The sequence below is a fragment of the Curtobacterium sp. LFS079 genome, assembly GCF_047977865.1.
Lineage (GTDB): Bacteria > Actinomycetota > Actinomycetes > Actinomycetales > Micrococcaceae > Arthrobacter.
Window position 1 is genome coordinate 201,212 of the sequence record NZ_JBFPFO010000003.1, and the last position, 17,870, is coordinate 219,081.

A 17,870-nucleotide genomic window follows, 5' to 3' on the forward strand; every position below is an offset into this window, starting at 1 on the left:
GTGTCCGCCGGGCCGGTGGGCTACCGTGTCAGCATGACTATCGAGGCACCCGAGAGCGACTCCTCGGAAAACGCAGCTCCGTTGCGGCGGCCGCTGGTCTACGCGCACCGCGGGGCGAGCGCCGTTTTCGCCGAGCACACGCGCGCCGCGTACCTGAAGGCGATCGCCGACGGCGCGGACGGGGTTGAGTGCGACATCCACCTCAGCCGGGACCAGCACCTGGTGCTGCTGCACGACGCGAACCTGGACCGCACCTCCGACGGCACCGGGCCGGTGGCCGAGAAGGACCTGGCCGAACTGCGCACCCTGGACTTCTCTTCGTGGAAGGGCGCCCGGATTCCCGACGAATACGGCGGGATTTCCGAGCAGTTCCTGACCCTGCCCGAACTGCTGGACCTGCTGCGCGGGGCCGGCCGGGAGATCGGGCTTGCGATCGAGCTCAAGCACCCCAGCCCGTACCAGCTCAAGCTCGAGGACCGGCTGCTGGAACTCCTGGTCCGGGAGGGCTGGGATGCGGAAAGCTCGCGGCTGGACAACATCACGGTCTCCTTCATGAGCTTCAGCCCGGACTCCGTGAAGCACCTGCTGCAGTTCGTTCCGGCCCGGCACATCTGCCAGCTGGTGGACGATGTGAGCGTGGAGGAAGTGCGCGAGGAGCTGGGCCTCGGCCGGATCACGGGGGGCGCGGTGGCCAATGTGATGAAGGCTGCCCAGCTGGAGGGGGAGCGGATCCTGGACGACTGCGAGGTGGGGCTGGCCGGGCCGGGGATCGACTACGTCCGCAAGCATGCCCGCACCGTGCAGCGCTGGCTCGAGTCGGGACGCCGCTTCCGGGTGTGGACCGTGGATACGGAGCGGGACGTGGCACTCTGCCAGGGCCTGGGCGTCCACGAAATCACCACGAACAAGCCGGCCCAGGTGCTGGCGCAGGTGAGCGAGTCCTAACCCGACCAGCTGACAGTCAAGGCCGTTTTGAACGCTCAAAACGGCCTTGACTGTCAGTCGGATGACCGGGCTTAGTTGGCCACAGGCTGCGGCGAGGTCAGGCGATAGAGGGAATCGACGTCGCGCACTGCTCCCTTGTCAGCCGAGGTGGCCATGGCCGCGTAGGCGCGCAGGGCGGCGGAGACTTCGCGCTCACGGTTCACCGGGTGGTAGCCCGTGGTGGCCTCGAGGCGTTCACGCCGGGCATCCAGCTCCGCGGCGTCCACCAGGAGTTCCAGGGACCGGGTGGGGATGTCGATGCGGATGATGTCGCCGTCTTCCACCAGGGCGATCGTCCCGCCGGAGGCAGCCTCCGGGGAGATGTGCCCGATGGACAGGCCCGAGGTGCCGCCGGAGAAGCGGCCGTCCGTGATGAGGGCGCACTTCTTGCCGAGGCCACGGCCCTTGAGGAACGACGTCGGGTACAGCATTTCCTGCATGCCCGGACCGCCCTTGGGGCCTTCGTAGCGGATGACCACCACGTCGCCTTCCTTGACGGTCTTGTTCAGGATCTTCTCCACGGCCTCGTCCTGGGACTCGCACACCACGGCCGGGCCCTCGAAGGTCCAGATCGATTCGTCCACGCCGGCGGTCTTCACCACGGCGCCGTCCACCGCGACGTTGCCGCGCAGCACGGCCAGGCCGCCGTCCCTGGAGTAGGCGTGCTCCACGGAGCGGATGCAGCCGCCCTCGGCGTCGGTGTCCAGGGAGGTCCACTCGTTCGACTGGGAGAATGCGGTGGAGGAGCGGACGCCGCCGGGAGCCGCATGCCACAGGGCCTGCGCTTCCTCGGTGGCCTTGCCGCCGCGGACGTCCCAGTCGTCCAGCCAGCCGTCCAGGTCGGCGGAGTGCACGGAGTGGACATCCTTGTGGAGGAGGCCGCCGCGGTTCAGCTCACCCAGCAGCGCGGGGATGCCGCCGGCGCGGTGCACGTCCTCCATGTAGTAGGTCTTGTCCTTGGCGACGTTCGGGGCCACCTTGGCCAGGCAGGGAACCTGGCGGGACTTGGCGTCCATCTCGGCCAGGCCGTAATCCACGCCGGCCTCCTGGGCTGCGGCCAGCAGGTGCAGGATGGTGTTGGTGGAGCCGCCCATGGAGATGTCCAGGGCCATGGCATTGTCGAAGGCTTTGGCGGTAGCGATGGAGCGCGGCAGCACGGAGGCGTCGTCGCCGTCGTAGTAGCGCTTGACGAGTTCGACGACGGTGGAACCGGCCTTCTCGTACAGCGCCTTGCGCGCGGTGTGCGTCGCCAGGACGGAACCGTTGCCCGGAAGCGAGAGGCCGATGGCCTCGGTGAGGCAGTTCATGGAGTTGGCGGTGAACATGCCGGAGCAGGAACCGCAGGTGGGGCAGGCGTTCTCTTCGATGAGGTTGATGTCCTCGTCGGAGATGGACTCGTCCACGGCGTCGGCGATCGCGTTCACCAGGTCCAGCGAACGGACGGAACCGTCCGTCAGGGTCACGCGGCCGGCCTCCATGGGACCGCCGGAGACGAACACGGTGGGGATATTCAGGCGCAGAGCGGCCATGAGCATGCCGGGGGTGATCTTGTCGCAGTTGGAGATGCAGACCAGGGCGTCGGCGCAGTGTGCGTTGGCCATGTACTCCACGGAGTCGGCGATCAGGTCGCGGGACGGCAGCGAGTAGAGCATGCCGCCGTGGCCCATGGCGATGCCGTCGTCCACGGCGATGGTGTTGAACTCGCGCGGCACGGCGCCGGCGGCGAGGATCGCGTCGGAGACGATCCGGCCCACGGGGGCGAGGTGCGTGTGGCCGGGCACGAATTCGGTGAAGGAGTTCGCGACGGCGATGATCGGCTTGCCGATGTCGGAGTTGGCGACGCCGGAGGCGCGCAGCAGTGCGCGGGCTCCGGCCATGTTGCGGCCATGGGTGACAGTGCGTGAACGGTATGCAGGCATGTTCCCCAGTCTCTCGCGCGGATAACCCTGGCACCAAGACGGCGTCAATACTGGTAGTGGCAGTACTAGAATTGGCTCCGCGTCGGAAATGAGGAGGCACAGGTGACAGAAACCGAAGCGTGGCGCAAGGAACTCGGAAACTTCCTGGCCGCGCGTCGCCGCGAGGCGGTGCGCAGCAGCTATGGGCTGCCGCAGGCCACCCGGGGCAAGGAGGTGGGGCTGCGCCGGGAGGAGGTGGCGTTCCTGGCCGCCATCTCGGTCACCTGGTACACCTGGCTGGAGCAAGGCCGCAAGGTCAATCCCTCCCGCGAGGTGCTGGCCTCGTTGGCCACCGTGCTGCGGCTGGATGCGGCGGGGGAGCGGTACCTGTTCACGCCCTTCGGCTACGCTCTGCCGGCTCCCGGGCCGGGAAATGCAGAAACCACTGAGCACGTGCAGCGGCTCCTTGACGCCATCGATCCCAACCCTGCGCTGGCTCTGGAGGGCAATTGGGACATCGTGGCGTGGAACCAGGCTTACAGTGCCCTTTTCCCCAGGGTGCTGGAGGTCTCCGGGGCGGAGCGGAACTTGTTGAAGCTCGTCTTCACTGACCCGGCGGTCCGGGCGCTCCTGCCCGACTGGGAACAGACCAGCGCCCAGTTTCTGGCCGAGTTCCGGGCCGAGACCGGGTCCCGGATCCAGGACGCCCGCAAGGCCAGCCTGGTGGCCGGGCTGCTGCAGGCCAGCCCCGAGTTCCGGGCCCAGTGGGAGGCCCACGGCATCCGCGGCTTCACGCCCCGCACGCGTTCCTTCAACCGTCCCGACGGCGGTACCGAGGTCTACGAGCACCACCAGCTCACCCTGGCCGACGCTCCGGCGCTCAAGCTGATCGTCTACACGCCGGTGCCTGTGGTTGAGTCGGCGTCGCCCAGTCAGTTGGGCTAGAAGACCGTATTGGCGAGCGTCCCTATCCCGTCCAGCGTGATCTCAACGAGGTCGCCGGGCTGCACGGCCACGAAAGTGTTGGGTGCCCCGGTCATGACGACGTCCCCGGGTTCCAGGGTGAGCCAGCGGGTGGCGTACACCAGGCACGCGGCCACCGACGAGGAAAGGTTGAAAGAGCCGGACTTGGCCTTGGTTTCGCCGTTGATGGTCACCGTGGTGGCCACGTCGTCCGGGTCCTTGAGCTCGGTTTCGATCCACGGACCCAGCGGGGTGTAGTTGGTGCCCGCCTTGCCCTGGAACATCTTCTCGTCCGCCTGGTTCTGCTCCACGTTGGTGACGTCGTTGACCACCGTGTAGCCCAGTACGTGTTCCAGGGCGTTCTCCAGCGTGAGGTTCTCCGCGCGCTTGCCGATCACTGCGGCCAGCTCGCCTTCGATGTTCACTGTGCCCGCTCCGCGCACCGCCACGATGTCGGCGCCCGGCGCCGCGACCGTGTGCACGGACTTGTGCCAGGCCTGGATGGGGAGCGGATGGCTGTTGTTGCCCAGGTTCTGCGCGATGCCCAGGAGCACGGCGGGCCGCACCGGCGCGAGGAGTTCGGCGTCGTCAGCCGCCGTGGATGCGCCGGTGAAGGCGAACTCCTCCGCGAAAGGGTCCTCGATGTGCTCCCAGCGTTCCCCCTGCAATACGGCGTGGGTGGGCCCCGACGGAGTCTGGAGACGGGCAATGCGCATGCGGTTCCTCCTTGGATTCGTCCAGCCACGCTAACACCATGCTGAACGCAGTTCAATATGCTGAACCAAAAACGGGCCGAGGGACCGTGGTTAGGGTGCCCGGCGGGGCTGTGGTTGCATGAAGGCATGCCCCCGAAGTTGCTCGAATCCCCGGCCGTGAAGGTCGGCCTCTCCATCAGCATCGCCACGGGGCTCTACGGGGTTTCCTTCGGAGCCCTCTCCTCGGCGTCCGGCTTCGATTTTTGGCAGACCATGGCGCTGAGCCTGATCATGTTCAGCGGCGGTTCGCAGTTCGCGTTCATCGGGGTGGTGGCCGGCGGCGGTTCCGGCGTTGCCGCCATGACCGCGGCCGCCCTGCTCGGCCTGCGGAACGGCATCTACGGCATGCAGATGAACGCGCTGCTGCTGCCCAAGGGCAAGCTCAAGTACCTCCAGGCCCAGCTGAGCATCGACGAAACCACGGCAACGGCGTCGGGCCAGTCCGAGCCGGACGAACAGCGCCGCGGTTTCTGGAGCGCCGGAGTCGGGATCTACGTCCTCTGGAACCTGTTCACCGCCGTCGGCGCGCTCGCCGGGGACGCGCTGGGGGACCCGAAGCAATGGGGGCTCGACGGCGCTGCTGTCGCCGCCTTCCTCGCCCTGCTCTGGCCCCGCCTGAAGGGCCGCGAGCCGTGGGCGATCGCCGTCGTCTGCGCCGTCGCGACGCTGCTGGCGGTGCCGTTCGTGCCGCCCGGGGTGCCCATCCTGGTGGCGGCCGCGGTGGCCGGCGTCTTCGGCTGGCTCAGCCACGCCCGCAGCGATGAAGGGCTGGAGCCGGATATCGATCCCTACGCGCACCGCCACGACAGAGGGGAGGCGGAATGAATCTCTGGCCCTGGATCCTGGCTGCCTGCGTCCTGGCGTACGCCACCAAACTGGCCGGCTATTTCGTGCCGCGCAGCCTGCTGAAGAACCCGCGCACCATGCACATCGCGGGCACCATGACCATCGGTCTGCTGGCTTCCCTGACGGTGGTCAATGCCTTTGCCTCGGGGCAGTCCCTTGCCTTCGATGCCCGGATCGGCGCCCTCGTCGCGGCCGCCGTCGCGCTGTGGCTCCGTGCGCCGTTCCTCGTGGTGGTGATCGTCGGTGCGGCGGCGGCCGCGGGACTGCGCCTGCTCGGCTGGGGCTGAGCAGGCGCCCGCTTCCGCGGCCGGCCCGGAAGAGCACCGCTCAGCGGAGGTCGAAACGGTCCAGTTCCATGACTTTCGCCCAGGCAGCCACGAAGTCGCGGACGAACTTCTCCCGCGCATCGCTGCTGGCATAAACCTCGGCCAGCGCCCGGAGCTGGGAGTTGGAGCCGAAGATCAGGTCGACGGCGGTGGCCGTCCATCTAGTCTCGCCGGTGGAGACATCCCGGATCTCGAAGACGCCCTCCTCCGACTCCGAGGCTTTCCACTGGGTGCCCGGCGAGAGCAGGTTGACGAAGAAATCGTTTGTCAGTACACCGGGCCGCCCGGTCAGGACACCGTGCGGCGAACCGCCGAGATTGGCGCCGAGGGCCCGCATGCCGCCGACGAGCACCGTCATCTCCGGCGCGGAGAGGTCGAGCAGGTACGCCTTGTCGACCAGCAGGGTTTCCGGTTGGAGCTCCTCGCCGGGACGCACGTAGTTGCGGAACCCGTCGGCCCGCGGTGTGAGGTACTGGAAGGATTCGACGTCGGTCTGGTCCTGGGACGCGTCGGCCCTGCCCGGGGTGAACGGCACGGCCACCTCGACGCCGGCATCCCTGGCGGCCTTCTCCACCGCCGCGCAGCCGCCCAGCACGATCAGGTCGGCCAGGGACACCTTCTTGCCCCCGTTCATCGCGGCGTTGAATTCCTGTTGCACCGACTCGATCGCCTGCAAGGTGGCATCGAGCTGTCCGGCCCGGTTGATCTCCCAGCTGCGCTGGGGCTCCAGCCGGATGCGGGCCCCGTTGGCTCCGCCCCGCCTGTCGGTCTTGCGGAACGTGGACGCGGCTGCCCATGCCGTGTTGATGAGCTCGCGGAGGGAGAGTCCCGAATCCAGGAGCCGGGTCTTGAGGGCAGCGGCGTCCTGTTCGTCGATCAGCTCGTGCTCGACCGCCGGGATCGGGTCCTGCCATAGCTGCGGTTCGGGAACCCAGGGTCCGAGCAGGTGCGGTCCCACCGGCCCCATGTCGCGGTGCAGCAGTTTGTACCAGGCCTTGGCGAAGGCCAACGCGAACTCGTCGGGGTTTTCCAGGAACCGCCGCGAGATTTGCTCGTAGCTTGGGTCGACGCGGAGTGAGAGGTCCGTGGTGAGCATTGTGGGCCGGTGCTTCCTCTGCGGGTCGTGGGCGTCCGGAATGATCGCTTCGGCGTCCTTCGCGACCCACTGGTTGGCGCCTGCCGGACTCTTGGTGAGCTCCCACTCGTGCCCGAAGAGGATTTCGAAGAAGCGGTTGCTCCACTGGGTTGGCCGGTCCGTCCAGGTCACCTCCAGCCCCGAGGTGATCGTGTCGCCTCCCTTGCCGGAACCGTAGCTGCTGAGCCACCCCAGGCCCTGGTTCTCCAAGGCGGCCGCCTCCGGCTCCGGGCCGACGTGCCCGTCGGCATCGCCTGCGCCGTGGGTCTTCCCGAAGGTGTGCCCGCCGGCGATCAGGGCGACGGTTTCCTCGTCATTCATCGCCATGCGCCCGAACGTCTCCCGGATGAACGCTGCGGCCGCGGCGGGGTCGGGATTGCCCATGGGGCCCTCCGGGTTGACGTAGATCAGTCCCATCTCGGTAGCGCCGACGTTGGGCGCCATCTTGCCTTCACCGATGTAGCGCTCGTCGCCCAGCCACGTGTCTTCAGGTCCCCAGAAGATCTCCTCGGGTTCCCACACGTCCTCGCGGCCGAAGGCAAATCCGAAAGTCTTGAACCCCATGGACTCCAGCGCCACATTGCCCGCGAGGACGAGCAGGTCCGCCCAGGAAATCTTCTGGCCGTACTTCTGCTTCACAGGCCACAGCAACCGCCGGGCCTTGTCGAGATTGGCGTTGTCGGGCCAGCTGTTGAGCGGCGCGAACCGCTGGCTGCCGTCGCCGGCGCCGCCGCGGCCGTCGTGGACACGGTAGGTGCCGGCCGCGTGCCAGCTCATCCGGATCATCAGCCCGCCGTAGTGGCCGAAGTCCGCGGGCCACCAGTCCTGCGAGGTAGTCAGCACGTCGACGATGTCCTGCTTGAGCGCATCGACATCGAGACTCCGGAACTCATCCGGGTAGCTGAACCCCGGCCCGAGCGGATTCCCTGCCGGGTGGTGGGTGTGGAGCACCGAGAGGTCGAGCTGGTTCGGCCACCAATCGGCGTTCGTCCGGGGCCTGTGCCGCTTCGGCTGTGGCGAAGGGATCGCGGGGTTCTCGCTCTCGCTGCCGTGCGATGTCACGCTGTCCGCGGCGGCTTCCTGGGGATCAGACATGTGCTTCCTTCCAAATGGCCGAGGCCGTGGTCGGACTCGGGCAGCCGGTCTAACCCTCCCATTTGAGCACCAACGGGCGGCGAGCTGAACCCCAGCCGGGAAAGAGGAAGCGGGCTGGCGGCGGGCGCCGATCCCTTCCAAGGGAAAGCTAGAGGAAGACGCCCGGGATCGGGGTCTGCGGCGGCAGCGGCCGGCCGGGCCGTTCGGTGCGGATCGCATCTTCCATCAGGGCAACCGGCCGTTCCCAGGCATTCGAACCCGGTTCCATGGTGTCCACGGAGCCGATCAGCATGGCTACCAGCCGGATCATGTCTTCGATCGTGATGTCCTTGCGCAGTGAGCCCTGCCCCTGGCCGCGCGCCAGCAGGACGGCCATGGAATCGACCAGCCCGCCCGTGATCCCCATCAGCAGGCTGCGCCTTCCGGCGACCGCGCCCAGCAGGTTGGCGTCTTCGCTGGCAACCATGACGACGGCGTCGATCACCTGGATGAGTCCCTTCGCCGCGTCCATTCCGGCCAGGGCCTCCTCGGCCACCGGGTCCACATGGAGCCTCAGTTGGCGGGAGAGCGCAGCGAGGACGAGCTGTTGTTTGTCCGCGAAGTTCCGGAACAGAGTGGCCGGGCCGACGCCGGCAGTCGAAGCGATGGTCTGCAGGGGCACATCCGGGCCCAGCTCGCGGAAGCACTGCCTCGCCGCAGTGATGATCTTGTCCACATTCCGGGCGGCATCGGCCCGAAGCGGCTTCCGTTCTGGGGGCAGGCTCATGCTGCCCAGATTAGCAACGCAGCCGCCGCGAACCTCCGATCTGGTGCTGCGGACGCTTTTTGTGACATGGCATGCCATGAAAGACTTGGCCCATGTTGCTCGCATTTTCCGTAGCCCCGTCCGGGCAGCCCGCCGAAGGTTCCGCTGCCGCTGATGCCTCCGTGCACGACGCCGTTGCCGAGGCCGTGAAGATCGTCCGGGATTCCGGCCTGCCGAACCGGACCGATTCCATGTTCACCACGATCGAGGGCGAATGGGACGAGGTGTTCGACGTCGTCAAGCGCGCCACCGAAGCCGTTGGCAAGTACGGCAGCCGGGTGTCCCTGGTCATCAAGGCCGACATCCGCCCCGGCTACTCCGGGGAAATCACCGGGAAGATCGAGCGGCTCGAGGACGCCATCTCCGCACAGGACTCCTGACAGGAGGACTCCTGGAAAGGACCCGTCCCGAACAGCTTCGCCACAGGCGGCCCGCACCAAGAGCGGGCCGCCTTTTTGCTGCCCTTTGCCGGACCCGCGGCCTCCAGTGTGGGATTGACAGCTTCGTGTTTGTTAAAGAAACTTTAAATAATCAATGACGTGAGCCATGCCACAACTGATGTGTTGCCCAATACGAATCAGGTGGTTCATCGCGCGTTGTGGACGGATCCCCTTCCATTGCCGCCGCTGCCAAGGAGACAACCATGAGCCGTTACCTGCGCCTTGCGCTGGTCCAAGCCCCCGCCGAGTCCTTCGAATCCTTCGCCGAAGGCCTCCGCCTGCGGATGAAATCCCCCAATGCAGCCGAGCTGGTGATCTACCCCGAACTCCACCTCTGCTCCCTCGGCATGGAATCCATGAGCCTGGAGGAGTACTACGGCAGCTACGCCGAACCCCTCGACGGACCCCGCGGCGAGGCGCTCGCCGCGCTGGCGCGGGAACTGCGCATCTGGCTGATTCCCGGGACAGTCCTGGAGAAGGGCGAGGACGGCAACGTCTACAACACCGCCGTCGTGTACAGCCCGGACGGCGAACTGGTGGCCAGCTACCGCAAGATCTTCACCTGGCGTCCCTACGAGCCGATGTGCGTCGGACGCGAGTTCGTGGTGTTCGATATGCCCGGCCGCGGCCGGATCGGCCTCTCGATCTGCTACGACTCCTGGTTCCCCGAGCACTCCCGGCACCTGGCCTGGATGGGCGCCGAGCTGATAGTCAACCTGGTGCAGACCCCGACGACGGGCCGGGCCCAGGAAGTGCCCATCAATGTGGCGAACGCGATCGTCAACCAGGTGTGGGTGGCCAGCGTGAACGGCGCCTCGCCGACCGCCCTGGGCAAGTCGCTGCTTATCGACCCCGAAGGCGAAGTCCGCGTCGAGGCCGCCGGGCCGGAGGACGCCACACTGATCAGCGTCATCGACTTCAACCGGGTCGGCGCCGCGCGCACCTTCGGCACCGGCGGGGACTCCTGGCCGTGGTCGCACTTCCAGGAAGACGATTCGCCGCTGGAACTCCCGCTCTACAACGGCCGGATCGAGCCCGGCAGCTGGCGTCCCGCGGTGTCGCGCGAGACCCCTGATGAACTGCGCCCCGCGGGCTCCGTCCTTGAGCGGGGCGCGGGCGGCGTCGGTTCCGCCGCGGGCATCCGGGCCGCCGAGTGAGCACCCAGCCGGCGGCCCTGAAGCCGCAACTTTCGCTGGCCTCCGTGGTCGCTTTCGGCGTCTCCTACATGGCGCCGAGCCTGGTGATGGTGATCTTCGGCGTCATCGCTGCTGCCAGCGGGGGCACGGCGCCCACCGCCTTCGCGCTGGCAACGGCGGCGATCTTCCTGACCACCCTCAGCTACGCCAAGATGTCCCGCCACTATCCGATGTCCGGTTCGGCCTACTTCTATGCCCGCAAGCTGATCGGCGCACCCGTCGGCTTCCTGGCCGGTTGGAGCGTGCTGCTGGACTACCTGTTCCTGCCCATGGTGGCGTGGCTGGTCCAGTCGATCTACCTCAACGCCCAGTTTCCGGGCATCCCGGTGTGGGTCTGGATGCTCATCAACGCAGGCCTCACCACCGGCATCAACATCATGGGTGTGGTGCTCAGCGACCGCATCAACAAGGTCCTGGCGGGTGCGGCGATGTTCCTGGTGCTGCTGTTCGCGGCGGCGTGCATCGTCTACCTGGCCGGTGAGCGGCCGGCATCGTCCGCGGCCCCGCTCTGGAACGAAAACAGCACCCTGCCCGGCGTCGCGGGCGCCGCGGCTGTGGCTGCCTACTCTTTCCTGGGCTTCGACGCCGTCACCACGCTCTCCGAAGAGACCAAGGACGCGAAGAAGAACATTCCGCGCGCCGTGGTGCTGGTGATCCTGATCTGCGGTTCCCTGTCCGCCGTCGTCGCCTACCTGATGCAGCTGGTCCACCCGGGCGGCGCGTTCGACGATCCTCAAATCGCCGGCTACACGCTCTCGATCCAGGTGGGCGGGCAGGAATTTGCGGACTGGACCAACCTCGCAGGGATCATCGCGGGCTTCGGTTCCGGCCTGGCAGTGCAGCTGAGTTCCAGCCGCCTGCTGTTCATCATGGGGCGCGACGGCGTGCTGCCGCGGCGGGTGTTCGGAGCCCTGAACGGGAAGACGCGCACGCCCGTCTACTGCCTGCTCGCCACCGGCGCCATGTGCTTCGTGGGTCTTGGCCTCACCCTGGAAACGGCGACGGCGTTCATCAACTTCGGAGCCTTCACCGGCTTCACGATCGTCAACATCTGCGTGATCGTGTTCTTCTTCCGGCACCGCCGCAGCCAGCCGGCCGGCGTCGTGGGCTACGTGCTCATCCCCGGGCTCGGAGCCTGCGTCACGGTCTACATGCTCACCCAGCTGAACCCGGTGGCGCTCACCATCGGCGGCTGCTGGTTGGCGCTCGGCGTCGCTTATCTGCTCTGGCTCACCCGCGGATTCAAGCGCCCGACGCCGGAAATGGACTTCGACGGCGGCCCGGACGCTGCTGAACAGGACACCGCTGAACAGGACGCCGCCGTGCCGGGCGCAACGGTGCCGGGCAAGGAAGCGGCGGCAGCACCGGCGTCGTAAGTCAGGCGGGCCCGAGCCCGGCGCCCACCAGCGTGCCGGTCATGGTGAGCACCAGCCGCAGGTTCGTCGCGGCGGTGAGCCGTCCGCTGACGACGCCGGGGGCCAGGCCGTCCTCCAACGCCAGGATGGCGCGGGCCGTGTCCGCGGTGCTGTGGACGAGGGTGAAGGCGCCCTCGTCCACACCGGCGTCGAGGATTTCGGCGAACAGCTCCAACTGCGCCTGGTCGAAGGCACGGCCGGATTCGGAGATGGATGGCTCCCGGGACTCAAGCGCCGAAAGCTCGCCCAGCAGGACCGTGGCCGCATAGGAGCCACTTCCTTTGCGGGGCACGCCCAATCGGATGCATTCGGTGAGCTTGGCGACGGCGCCGTCCGCCGCATCCACGCGCTTGCGCCGTTTAGTGATGAACTCCTGCGTCGCCGTGGCGTAGGTTTCGGCGTAGAGCTGCACCAGGTTCGGGTAGTAGTAGGTCACGGCGGCGGGGGTGATGCCCGCGGCTTCGGCGATGTCCGTGAGGCGCGCACCGGACGCTCCCCGTTCCACCAGCAGCTTCGACGTCACCGAGACGAGCTCAAGACGGCGGGCTGCCTGGTTCCGGGGTCGTGCCATGGGCCCTATCCTCTCATTTCCGGCGGGGCGCCGGGACGCGGCTTCAGCGCCGCTCGAAGACCCCCGTGATCGTGGCGCGGGCCAGGGTGTGCCGGTCCAGCAGCGGCCCCAGCGCCGACGACGGCGAACCGGCCTTGAGGCCAAGATCCGCTGCGTCGAGGGCGTGGACAGCCATGACGTACCGGTGCTGTCCGGACCCCCTGGGCGGTGCGGCGCCCAGATAACCGGCGGTACCGCCGTCGTTCTTCAACTGGAAGGCGCCCCCGGGGAGCAGCCTTCCGTCGGCGGTGCCGGCGCCGGCCGGCAGGGATGCGGTGCTGGCGGGTATTCCGACGACGGCCCAGTGCCAGTACCCGCCGCGGGCGTCCGGGTCGAAGACGGTGACGGCGTAGCCTTTGGTTCCCTCGGGAGCGCCCCGCCACGCGAGCCCGGGCGATTCGTCCTTGCCGCCCGCGACGCCCAGCCTCGCGCTGGTTTGGGCCGGCGGCAAAGCGTGCCCGTCCTTGAATGACGCGGACTCCACCGTGAAAGCGGGCAGGGATCCTGGCGTTTTGTATGGCAGTGGCGCTCCCATTGCTGCTCCTTCCCGCGCGGGCCGGTCCGGCCGGGCGCAATCGCGATTGTCGGCAGGATCCACTCTTCCACCATGTGGGCGGCCTTCCCAGCCCGCGGCCCGGGTGCCAGACTGGGGGCCATGTTCGAACACAGGGTCCAGCACGGCTGGGCAGAGGTCGAAGATTACTTGTCCGCCGCCGTCGTGCGGCCGGGTCCCGAGCTTGCCCGGGCGCTGCGCTCCGCCGTCGACGCCGGGATGCCGGCCATAGAGGTGGCGCCCAACGCCGGGAAGCTGCTCAAGCTGCTGGTGCAGCTGAGCGGCGCGAAGCGGGTGCTGGAGATCGGCACGCTGGCCGGCTTCAGCACCATCTGGATGGCACAGGGTCTGCCTGACGACGGCCGGCTGGTCACCTGCGAGTACCTTCCCCTGCACGCTGAGGTGGCCAGGAAAAACGTGGATGCCGCCGGAGTGGGGCACAAGGTGGACATCCGGGTGGGGCCGGCGCTGGACACCCTGCCGCTGCTTGCCGACGGGGAGGCGTTCGACTTCGTGTTCATCGACGCCGACAAGCAGAACGATTCCAACTACCTCGACTGGGCCATCCGGCTCGGCAGGCCCGGCACCGTGATCGTCATGGACAACGTCATCTGGGAGGGCGCCATCCTGGACAACTCCATGGACGAGATCAACGCCCCCGGAATCACGGCGGCCCTGGAGATGATGGGCCAGGACCCCAGGCTCGACGCCACCGCCATCCAGACCGTGGGAACCAAGGGCTGGGACGGCTTCGCGATCGCGAGGGTGGTGTGAGTTTGACGTTTACGCTGCGCCCGGCTGAGGCAGGCGACGCCGAGGCCTATGGGTGCTTGAGGACAATCCCCGCGCCCAGGCCTTCTACCGACGCAACGGCTTCGTGCCCGACGGCGGTCGGGAGCTCCTCCCGGCCGAGTGGCAGGAACTGCCGGAGATCCGGATGGTGCGTCCCGCCGTCGGGGAGTGGGGTGTATGACAACTGCAGCTGACAGGACGAACATGCGTAACGACATCGACTTTCTCCGCCGCGCGATTGAGGTATCCCGGAGCGCCAGGGCAAACGGCAACCACCCGTTTGGTGCGATTCTCGTCAATGGCGATGGAGAGATTGTGCTTGAGGCTGAGAACAGCGTCACCACGGAGAACGACGTCACGAACCATGCCGAAACCAACCTTGTTCGCCTGGCATCGCGTTCCATTCCGCACGACCAGCTTCCCAGCCACACCCTCTACACCTCCTGTGAACCTTGCGCCATGTGTGCCGGCGCAATCTACTGGGCTGGCATAGCTCGGGTGGTTTATGGCCTGGCAGAGACTGGCTTGTTGGAAATCACCGGCAGCGGCCATCCGGAGAACCCTACGCTGGCCCACTCGTGCCGGCTCGTTTTTGCCGACGGAGGCCGCCCCACGGAAGTCTCAGGTCCGCATATCGAGGAAGAAGCAGCGGCCCCTCACGAGGGATTCTGGAACTAGGACTTCCTTGGAACGGCACACGCCACAGCCGCGCGGACCCGCGGCCCGGAAAGTGCGTTGGATCGCGGCGCCCCCGGAGGACCGGAGATCCAAGCGGTCTACTCGCTGGTTGCCTGCCGGAGGGCTTCAACGGCTGCACGGGCTTCCGGGGCGACGTGATGCTGCGTCCGCTCGCGACCCACGAAGACGATGAAGGACAGTACCGCCATTGCTATTGAGGCAACGGTGACGATGCCGAGCGGCAGTACGGCATGTGAGCCGCCAAGCCCGACCAGTGGCGCGGCGATGCCGCCGAAGGCGTACCGTGCGAGTCCGAGCAGGGAGGACGCGGTGCCGGCGAGCTCAGGGTAGTCCGCCAGGGCGAGGGATGTGGTGGAGGCGGAGCCGAATGCCATGCCCGCCACGAGGATGAACAGCGACGCGACGATCGCCGGGAGCTGCAGCGCCAAGAGCCCGGTCGCAAGCAGCCCCAGTGCGCCAAGTGCACACATGGACAGCCCGATCATGAGGGTTCCCCGTTCCGACCAGCGTTCCGCGGCCCGGCCTCCGAGGAAACCAAAGAGCATCACGCCGGCAGAGTTGAAGCCGAAGGCCAGCGCATAGCCCTGCGGTGACAGCCCGTAGACGCCTTGCAGGATGTAGGTGGCTCCGGCGAGGTAGGCGAAGATCGCGGCGAAGACGAAGCCCGTGATGAGGACCGCGCCAAGGAACAGCCGGTCGGACAGGAGCCTGCGGAAGTCCCGCCCTGTTTGCCGCATCCCGCCACTGCTCCGCTGCGCCGGCGGGAGGGTTTCGCGGAAGATCACCAAGGCCATCGTCAGGAGCACGGCGCCGACGGCGGCAAGGAAGATGAACAGGCCCCGCCAGTTGGTGAACTGGACGAGTTGGCCGCCGATCACGGGACCGATGATCGCGGCAAGCCCGCCCATGACGGTGAGCCTGCCGTAGTAGCGGATCAACGTTCCGCCCTCGTACACATCGCGGCCTGCGGCCTGCGAAATCACGATTCCCACGGCGCCGGCAAGGCCTTGGACAAAGCGGGCCAGGACCAGGGTTTCGATCGTCGGGCTGGCGGCGCAGAGCACCGACGCGACCACAAACGCGGCGACTCCAATGACCAACGGTTTGCGCCGGCCGAACCGGTCGGACAAAGGACCTGCGATCACCTGGCCGGTCGCGAGGCCTATGAGGCAGGCCGTCACGGTGAGCTGGGCTACGGAGGTGGTTGTACCCAGCTCCTGTGTCAAAGCAGGTAGCGCCGGGAGGTAGAGGTCCATGGAGATTGGACCGAACACTGTCAGGAGCATCAACAGGGTGGCAAGGGCCGGTCCGACCTTTTGGGCAGCAGAATTGTGCATCACGGGAATTCCTTTGGCAGGGAAGAAACTGATGCTCACTGTATTTTGCAGGCCGCAGTTGTGGGAGGGACTGTTGGTCCCTCCCACGGGGCGGGGGACTCTCCCAGTGGGGACTAGTCTTGGAACCATGACTCACCAAGGACCCCGCTGATGGCACGGCGCGGTCGGTCAGCCCGGCAGGCGAACGGAGGCAGGCAAGTGAGGGGCGTCGTCGAACTTCCAGCCGGCGCCCGGCCGAAAGGTCCGGTGGAGGGCGTCTACTACATCGACACCGGGGACTGCGAACTGGTGGCCGACCCGGACAACCCCAACGGCTGGCTCCTGAAGGTCAACGGCGTGATGAGCTCGCACATCGACCTCGCGGATCCGCTGTTCCTGGACTTCGAATACATGCGCTGGATCGCCGCCCTGGTGGAATCCGTGTGGCCCCCTTCGGAGAACCCGAAATTGCGCGCGCTGCACCTGGGCGGCGGGGCGTGCTCGGTGGCGCGCTACGTCCACGCCGCCTACCCGGAAGCGCGCCAGGTGGTGGTGGAGCTGGACGGGAAACTGGCCGACTACGTCCGCGGCTGGTTCGACCTGCCCAAGGCGCCGCTGCTCCGGATCCGGGTGGGCGAGGCCCGGGCCGTCACCGAAACCCTCACACCCCAGAGCCGTGACCTGATCATCCGCGACGTCTTTGCCGGGGCCTTCACCCCGCGCGCCCTCACCACGCGCGAGTTCAACGCGCACGCCAGGAATGTCCTGGCACCGGGCGGACTCTACGTGGTCAACTCCGGCGACAGCCCTGACCTCAAGAACGCCCGGCAGGACGCAGCAACCATCGCGGACACCTTCGCGCACACGATGATCATCGCCGACCCCGCCATGCTCAAGGGCCGCCGCTACGGCAACATGATCATGGCAGGCAGCGACACTCCGTTCGGTGACGACCCGAAGCTGGCCCGCAAGCTCCTCGGTGGTGCGGTGCCGGCGCACATCTGGGACGACGCCCAGGTCCGGGCCTTCGCCCGCGGCGCCGAGATCCGCCACGATCCGGCGGTGCCGGAAGAGGCGCCGACGCCGGCCGGGCCAGAAACCTAAGCCCCCAGCAGTACGTCCCGCCGGGCCACCGTCTCCTCCTGCAAGGCTCGCACGACGGCGGCAACGGCCGGGCGGCGCATCGAGTCCGGGCGGAGCACCAGCCAATAGGGGAGCAGCTCGGCGAAGTCCTTGGGAAGCAGCCGCACCAGGTCCTCGTGCCGCCCGGCCATGAAGCACGGCAGGAAACCGATCCCGGCCCCTGCACGTGTGGCCTCCACGTGCACGAACACGTTCGTCGAGGACACACCGTCCCGCATGGAGGGGACCAGGCGCCGCGGGGCATCCAGGTCATCCACCTGCAGCATCGAATCCACGAAATACACCAGCGGGTGCTTCACCAGTTCCTCCACCGTGCGCGGGGTGCCGTGCGCCGCCAGGTAATCCCGCGACGCGTACATGCCCAGCATGTACTGCCCCAGCCGCACCGACTCCGCGCGGTGCACCTGCGGCTCGCCCACCACCACCTCCAGGTCCAGGCCGGAACGCTGCTGCAGCGCCCTGCGCGTCACGGTGATGATCTCCACGCTCAGGCCCGGATGCTGCTTCCGCAGCCGTGCGATGGCAGGCGCCGCGATGTACGCGCTGAAGCCGTCGGTCGCGGTCATGCGCACGACGCCGGCAATCGGGTCCGGCGCGCGGTCCTGCCCTTCCAGCGTGCCCACCGCGGCCTCGATCCGCTCCGCCACGGCGGCCGCTTCGGCGCCGAGCCCGGTGAGTTCCCAACCGCCGGCGGCCCGGGCAAGGGTCCGTCCGCCGAGCGCCTTCTCCAGCGCGGCGATCCGGCGCGAGACGGTGGTGTGGTTCAGTCCCAGATGCTGGGCCGCCGTCGTGAATTTGCCGGTGCGCGACACGGCCAGGAGGACCAGGAGGTCGTCCGGATTCGGATTCATATCTGCAATTCTGCACATGTGCGGTGCCGATTTGGCCATTGAGTTGCG

General features: G+C 67.6%; 19 protein-coding genes. 11 read left to right on the forward strand and 8 right to left on the reverse strand.

Annotated elements, in window-relative coordinates; translation table 11 throughout:
- Nucleotides 1-33 precede the first annotated feature (33 nt).
- On the forward strand, nucleotides 34-945 hold the full coding sequence (locus ACNQPB_RS06830) for a glycerophosphodiester phosphodiesterase (RefSeq protein ID WP_498750238.1): 912 nt from the start codon (nucleotides 34-36) through the stop codon (nucleotides 943-945).
- A gap of 71 nt (nucleotides 946-1,016) precedes the next feature.
- On the opposite strand, the gene ilvD is transcribed toward ACNQPB_RS06830, so the two are convergent.
- Entirely contained in the window at nucleotides 1,017-2,903 is a 1,887-nt protein-coding gene (gene ilvD, locus ACNQPB_RS06835; protein ID WP_498750240.1) for a dihydroxy-acid dehydratase, read from the reverse strand.
- A 102-nt stretch (nucleotides 2,904-3,005) separates the two neighbouring features.
- Here ilvD and ACNQPB_RS06840 point away from each other — a divergent pair, with 102 nt between their 5' ends.
- Complete coding sequence (locus ACNQPB_RS06840) at nucleotides 3,006-3,827, forward strand: helix-turn-helix transcriptional regulator (RefSeq protein ID WP_498750241.1); 822 nt, start codon at nucleotides 3,006-3,008, stop codon at nucleotides 3,825-3,827.
- Here the strand turns inward: ACNQPB_RS06840 and ACNQPB_RS06845 are convergent.
- Nucleotides 3,824-4,561: a fumarylacetoacetate hydrolase family protein gene (locus tag ACNQPB_RS06845; RefSeq protein ID WP_498750243.1), complete on the reverse strand. Its 738-nt coding sequence runs from the start codon at nucleotides 4,559-4,561 to the stop codon at nucleotides 3,824-3,826. The two genes, ACNQPB_RS06840 and ACNQPB_RS06845, sit on opposite strands and share 4 nt — an antisense overlap.
- A gap of 126 nt (nucleotides 4,562-4,687) precedes the next feature.
- On the opposite strand from ACNQPB_RS06845, the gene ACNQPB_RS06850 reads away from it, so the two are divergent.
- Both ACNQPB_RS06850 and ACNQPB_RS06855 read left to right on the forward strand, forming a co-directional pair.
- Nucleotides 4,688-5,425: an AzlC family ABC transporter permease gene (locus tag ACNQPB_RS06850; RefSeq protein WP_498750244.1), complete on the forward strand. Its 738-nt coding sequence runs from the start codon at nucleotides 4,688-4,690 to the stop codon at nucleotides 5,423-5,425.
- Complete coding sequence (locus tag ACNQPB_RS06855) at nucleotides 5,422-5,733, forward strand: AzlD domain-containing protein (protein ID WP_120522655.1); 312 nt, start codon at nucleotides 5,422-5,424, stop codon at nucleotides 5,731-5,733. The genes ACNQPB_RS06850 and ACNQPB_RS06855 overlap by 4 nt, the downstream gene beginning before the upstream one ends.
- A gap of 40 nt (nucleotides 5,734-5,773) precedes the next feature.
- Here ACNQPB_RS06855 and katG read toward each other — a convergent pair whose 3' ends face one another.
- Nucleotides 5,774-8,002 carry a catalase/peroxidase HPI gene (gene katG / locus ACNQPB_RS06860; protein WP_498750247.1) on the reverse strand — a complete coding sequence of 743 codons (2,229 nt, stop codon included), beginning with the start codon at nucleotides 8,000-8,002 and terminating at the stop codon, nucleotides 5,774-5,776.
- Nucleotides 8,003-8,150: 148 nt separating this feature from the next.
- A complete protein-coding gene (locus tag ACNQPB_RS06865) occupies nucleotides 8,151-8,768 on the reverse strand; it encodes a TetR/AcrR family transcriptional regulator (RefSeq protein ID WP_498750248.1) in 618 nt (205 codons plus the stop codon).
- A gap of 92 nt (nucleotides 8,769-8,860) precedes the next feature.
- Between ACNQPB_RS06865 and ACNQPB_RS06870 the strand changes: the two genes are divergently transcribed.
- The 3 genes from ACNQPB_RS06870 (at nucleotide 8,861) to ACNQPB_RS06880 (ending at nucleotide 11,819) form a co-directional block, all read left to right on the forward strand.
- A complete protein-coding gene (locus tag ACNQPB_RS06870) occupies nucleotides 8,861-9,187 on the forward strand; it encodes a thiamine-binding protein (RefSeq protein ID WP_498750250.1) in 327 nt (108 codons plus the stop codon).
- A gap of 263 nt (nucleotides 9,188-9,450) precedes the next feature.
- A complete protein-coding gene (locus ACNQPB_RS06875) occupies nucleotides 9,451-10,404 on the forward strand; it encodes a carbon-nitrogen hydrolase family protein (protein WP_498750252.1) in 954 nt (317 codons plus the stop codon).
- Nucleotides 10,401-11,819, forward strand: a complete 1,419-nt coding sequence (locus ACNQPB_RS06880) for an APC family permease (RefSeq protein WP_498750254.1) — start codon at nucleotides 10,401-10,403, stop codon at nucleotides 11,817-11,819. Before ACNQPB_RS06875 ends, ACNQPB_RS06880 begins: the two co-directional genes overlap by 4 nt.
- Before the next feature lies 1 nt (nucleotide 11,820).
- On the opposite strand, the gene ACNQPB_RS06885 is transcribed toward ACNQPB_RS06880, so the two are convergent.
- Both ACNQPB_RS06885 and ACNQPB_RS06890 read right to left on the reverse strand, forming a co-directional pair.
- On the reverse strand, nucleotides 11,821-12,429 hold the full coding sequence (locus ACNQPB_RS06885) for a TetR/AcrR family transcriptional regulator (RefSeq protein ID WP_498750255.1): 609 nt from the start codon (nucleotides 12,427-12,429) through the stop codon (nucleotides 11,821-11,823).
- A gap of 43 nt (nucleotides 12,430-12,472) precedes the next feature.
- A complete protein-coding gene (locus tag ACNQPB_RS06890) occupies nucleotides 12,473-13,003 on the reverse strand; it encodes a YbhB/YbcL family Raf kinase inhibitor-like protein (RefSeq protein WP_498750257.1) in 531 nt (176 codons plus the stop codon).
- A 120-nt stretch (nucleotides 13,004-13,123) separates the two neighbouring features.
- On the opposite strand from ACNQPB_RS06890, the gene ACNQPB_RS06895 reads away from it, so the two are divergent.
- Genes ACNQPB_RS06895 through ACNQPB_RS06905 form a run of 3 tightly spaced genes read left to right on the forward strand, consistent with a single transcriptional unit; the run spans nucleotide 13,124 to nucleotide 14,491 of the window.
- A complete protein-coding gene (locus ACNQPB_RS06895) occupies nucleotides 13,124-13,795 on the forward strand; it encodes an O-methyltransferase (protein ID WP_498750259.1) in 672 nt (223 codons plus the stop codon).
- Nucleotides 13,796-13,847: 52 nt separating this feature from the next.
- Nucleotides 13,848-13,994, forward strand: a complete 147-nt coding sequence (locus ACNQPB_RS06900) for an N-acetyltransferase (protein ID WP_498750261.1) — start codon at nucleotides 13,848-13,850, stop codon at nucleotides 13,992-13,994.
- Between the two features lie 23 nt (nucleotides 13,995-14,017).
- Nucleotides 14,018-14,491 carry a nucleoside deaminase gene (locus ACNQPB_RS06905; protein WP_498750262.1) on the forward strand — a complete coding sequence of 158 codons (474 nt, stop codon included), beginning with the start codon at nucleotides 14,018-14,020 and terminating at the stop codon, nucleotides 14,489-14,491.
- A 98-nt stretch (nucleotides 14,492-14,589) separates the two neighbouring features.
- On the opposite strand, the gene ACNQPB_RS06910 is transcribed toward ACNQPB_RS06905, so the two are convergent.
- On the reverse strand, nucleotides 14,590-15,849 hold the full coding sequence (locus ACNQPB_RS06910) for a multidrug effflux MFS transporter (RefSeq protein WP_498750718.1): 1,260 nt from the start codon (nucleotides 15,847-15,849) through the stop codon (nucleotides 14,590-14,592).
- A 150-nt stretch (nucleotides 15,850-15,999) separates the two neighbouring features.
- On the opposite strand from ACNQPB_RS06910, the gene ACNQPB_RS06915 reads away from it, so the two are divergent.
- The gene (locus tag ACNQPB_RS06915) at nucleotides 16,000-16,932 is read left to right on the forward strand and encodes a spermidine synthase (protein WP_498750264.1); all 933 of its coding nucleotides are present in this window, start codon (nucleotides 16,000-16,002) and stop codon (nucleotides 16,930-16,932) included.
- On the opposite strand, the gene ACNQPB_RS06920 is transcribed toward ACNQPB_RS06915, so the two are convergent.
- Nucleotides 16,929-17,822, reverse strand: a complete 894-nt coding sequence (locus ACNQPB_RS06920) for a LysR family transcriptional regulator (protein WP_498750266.1) — start codon at nucleotides 17,820-17,822, stop codon at nucleotides 16,929-16,931. The genes ACNQPB_RS06915 and ACNQPB_RS06920 overlap by 4 nt on opposite strands.
- Nucleotides 17,823-17,870 lie beyond the last annotated feature (48 nt).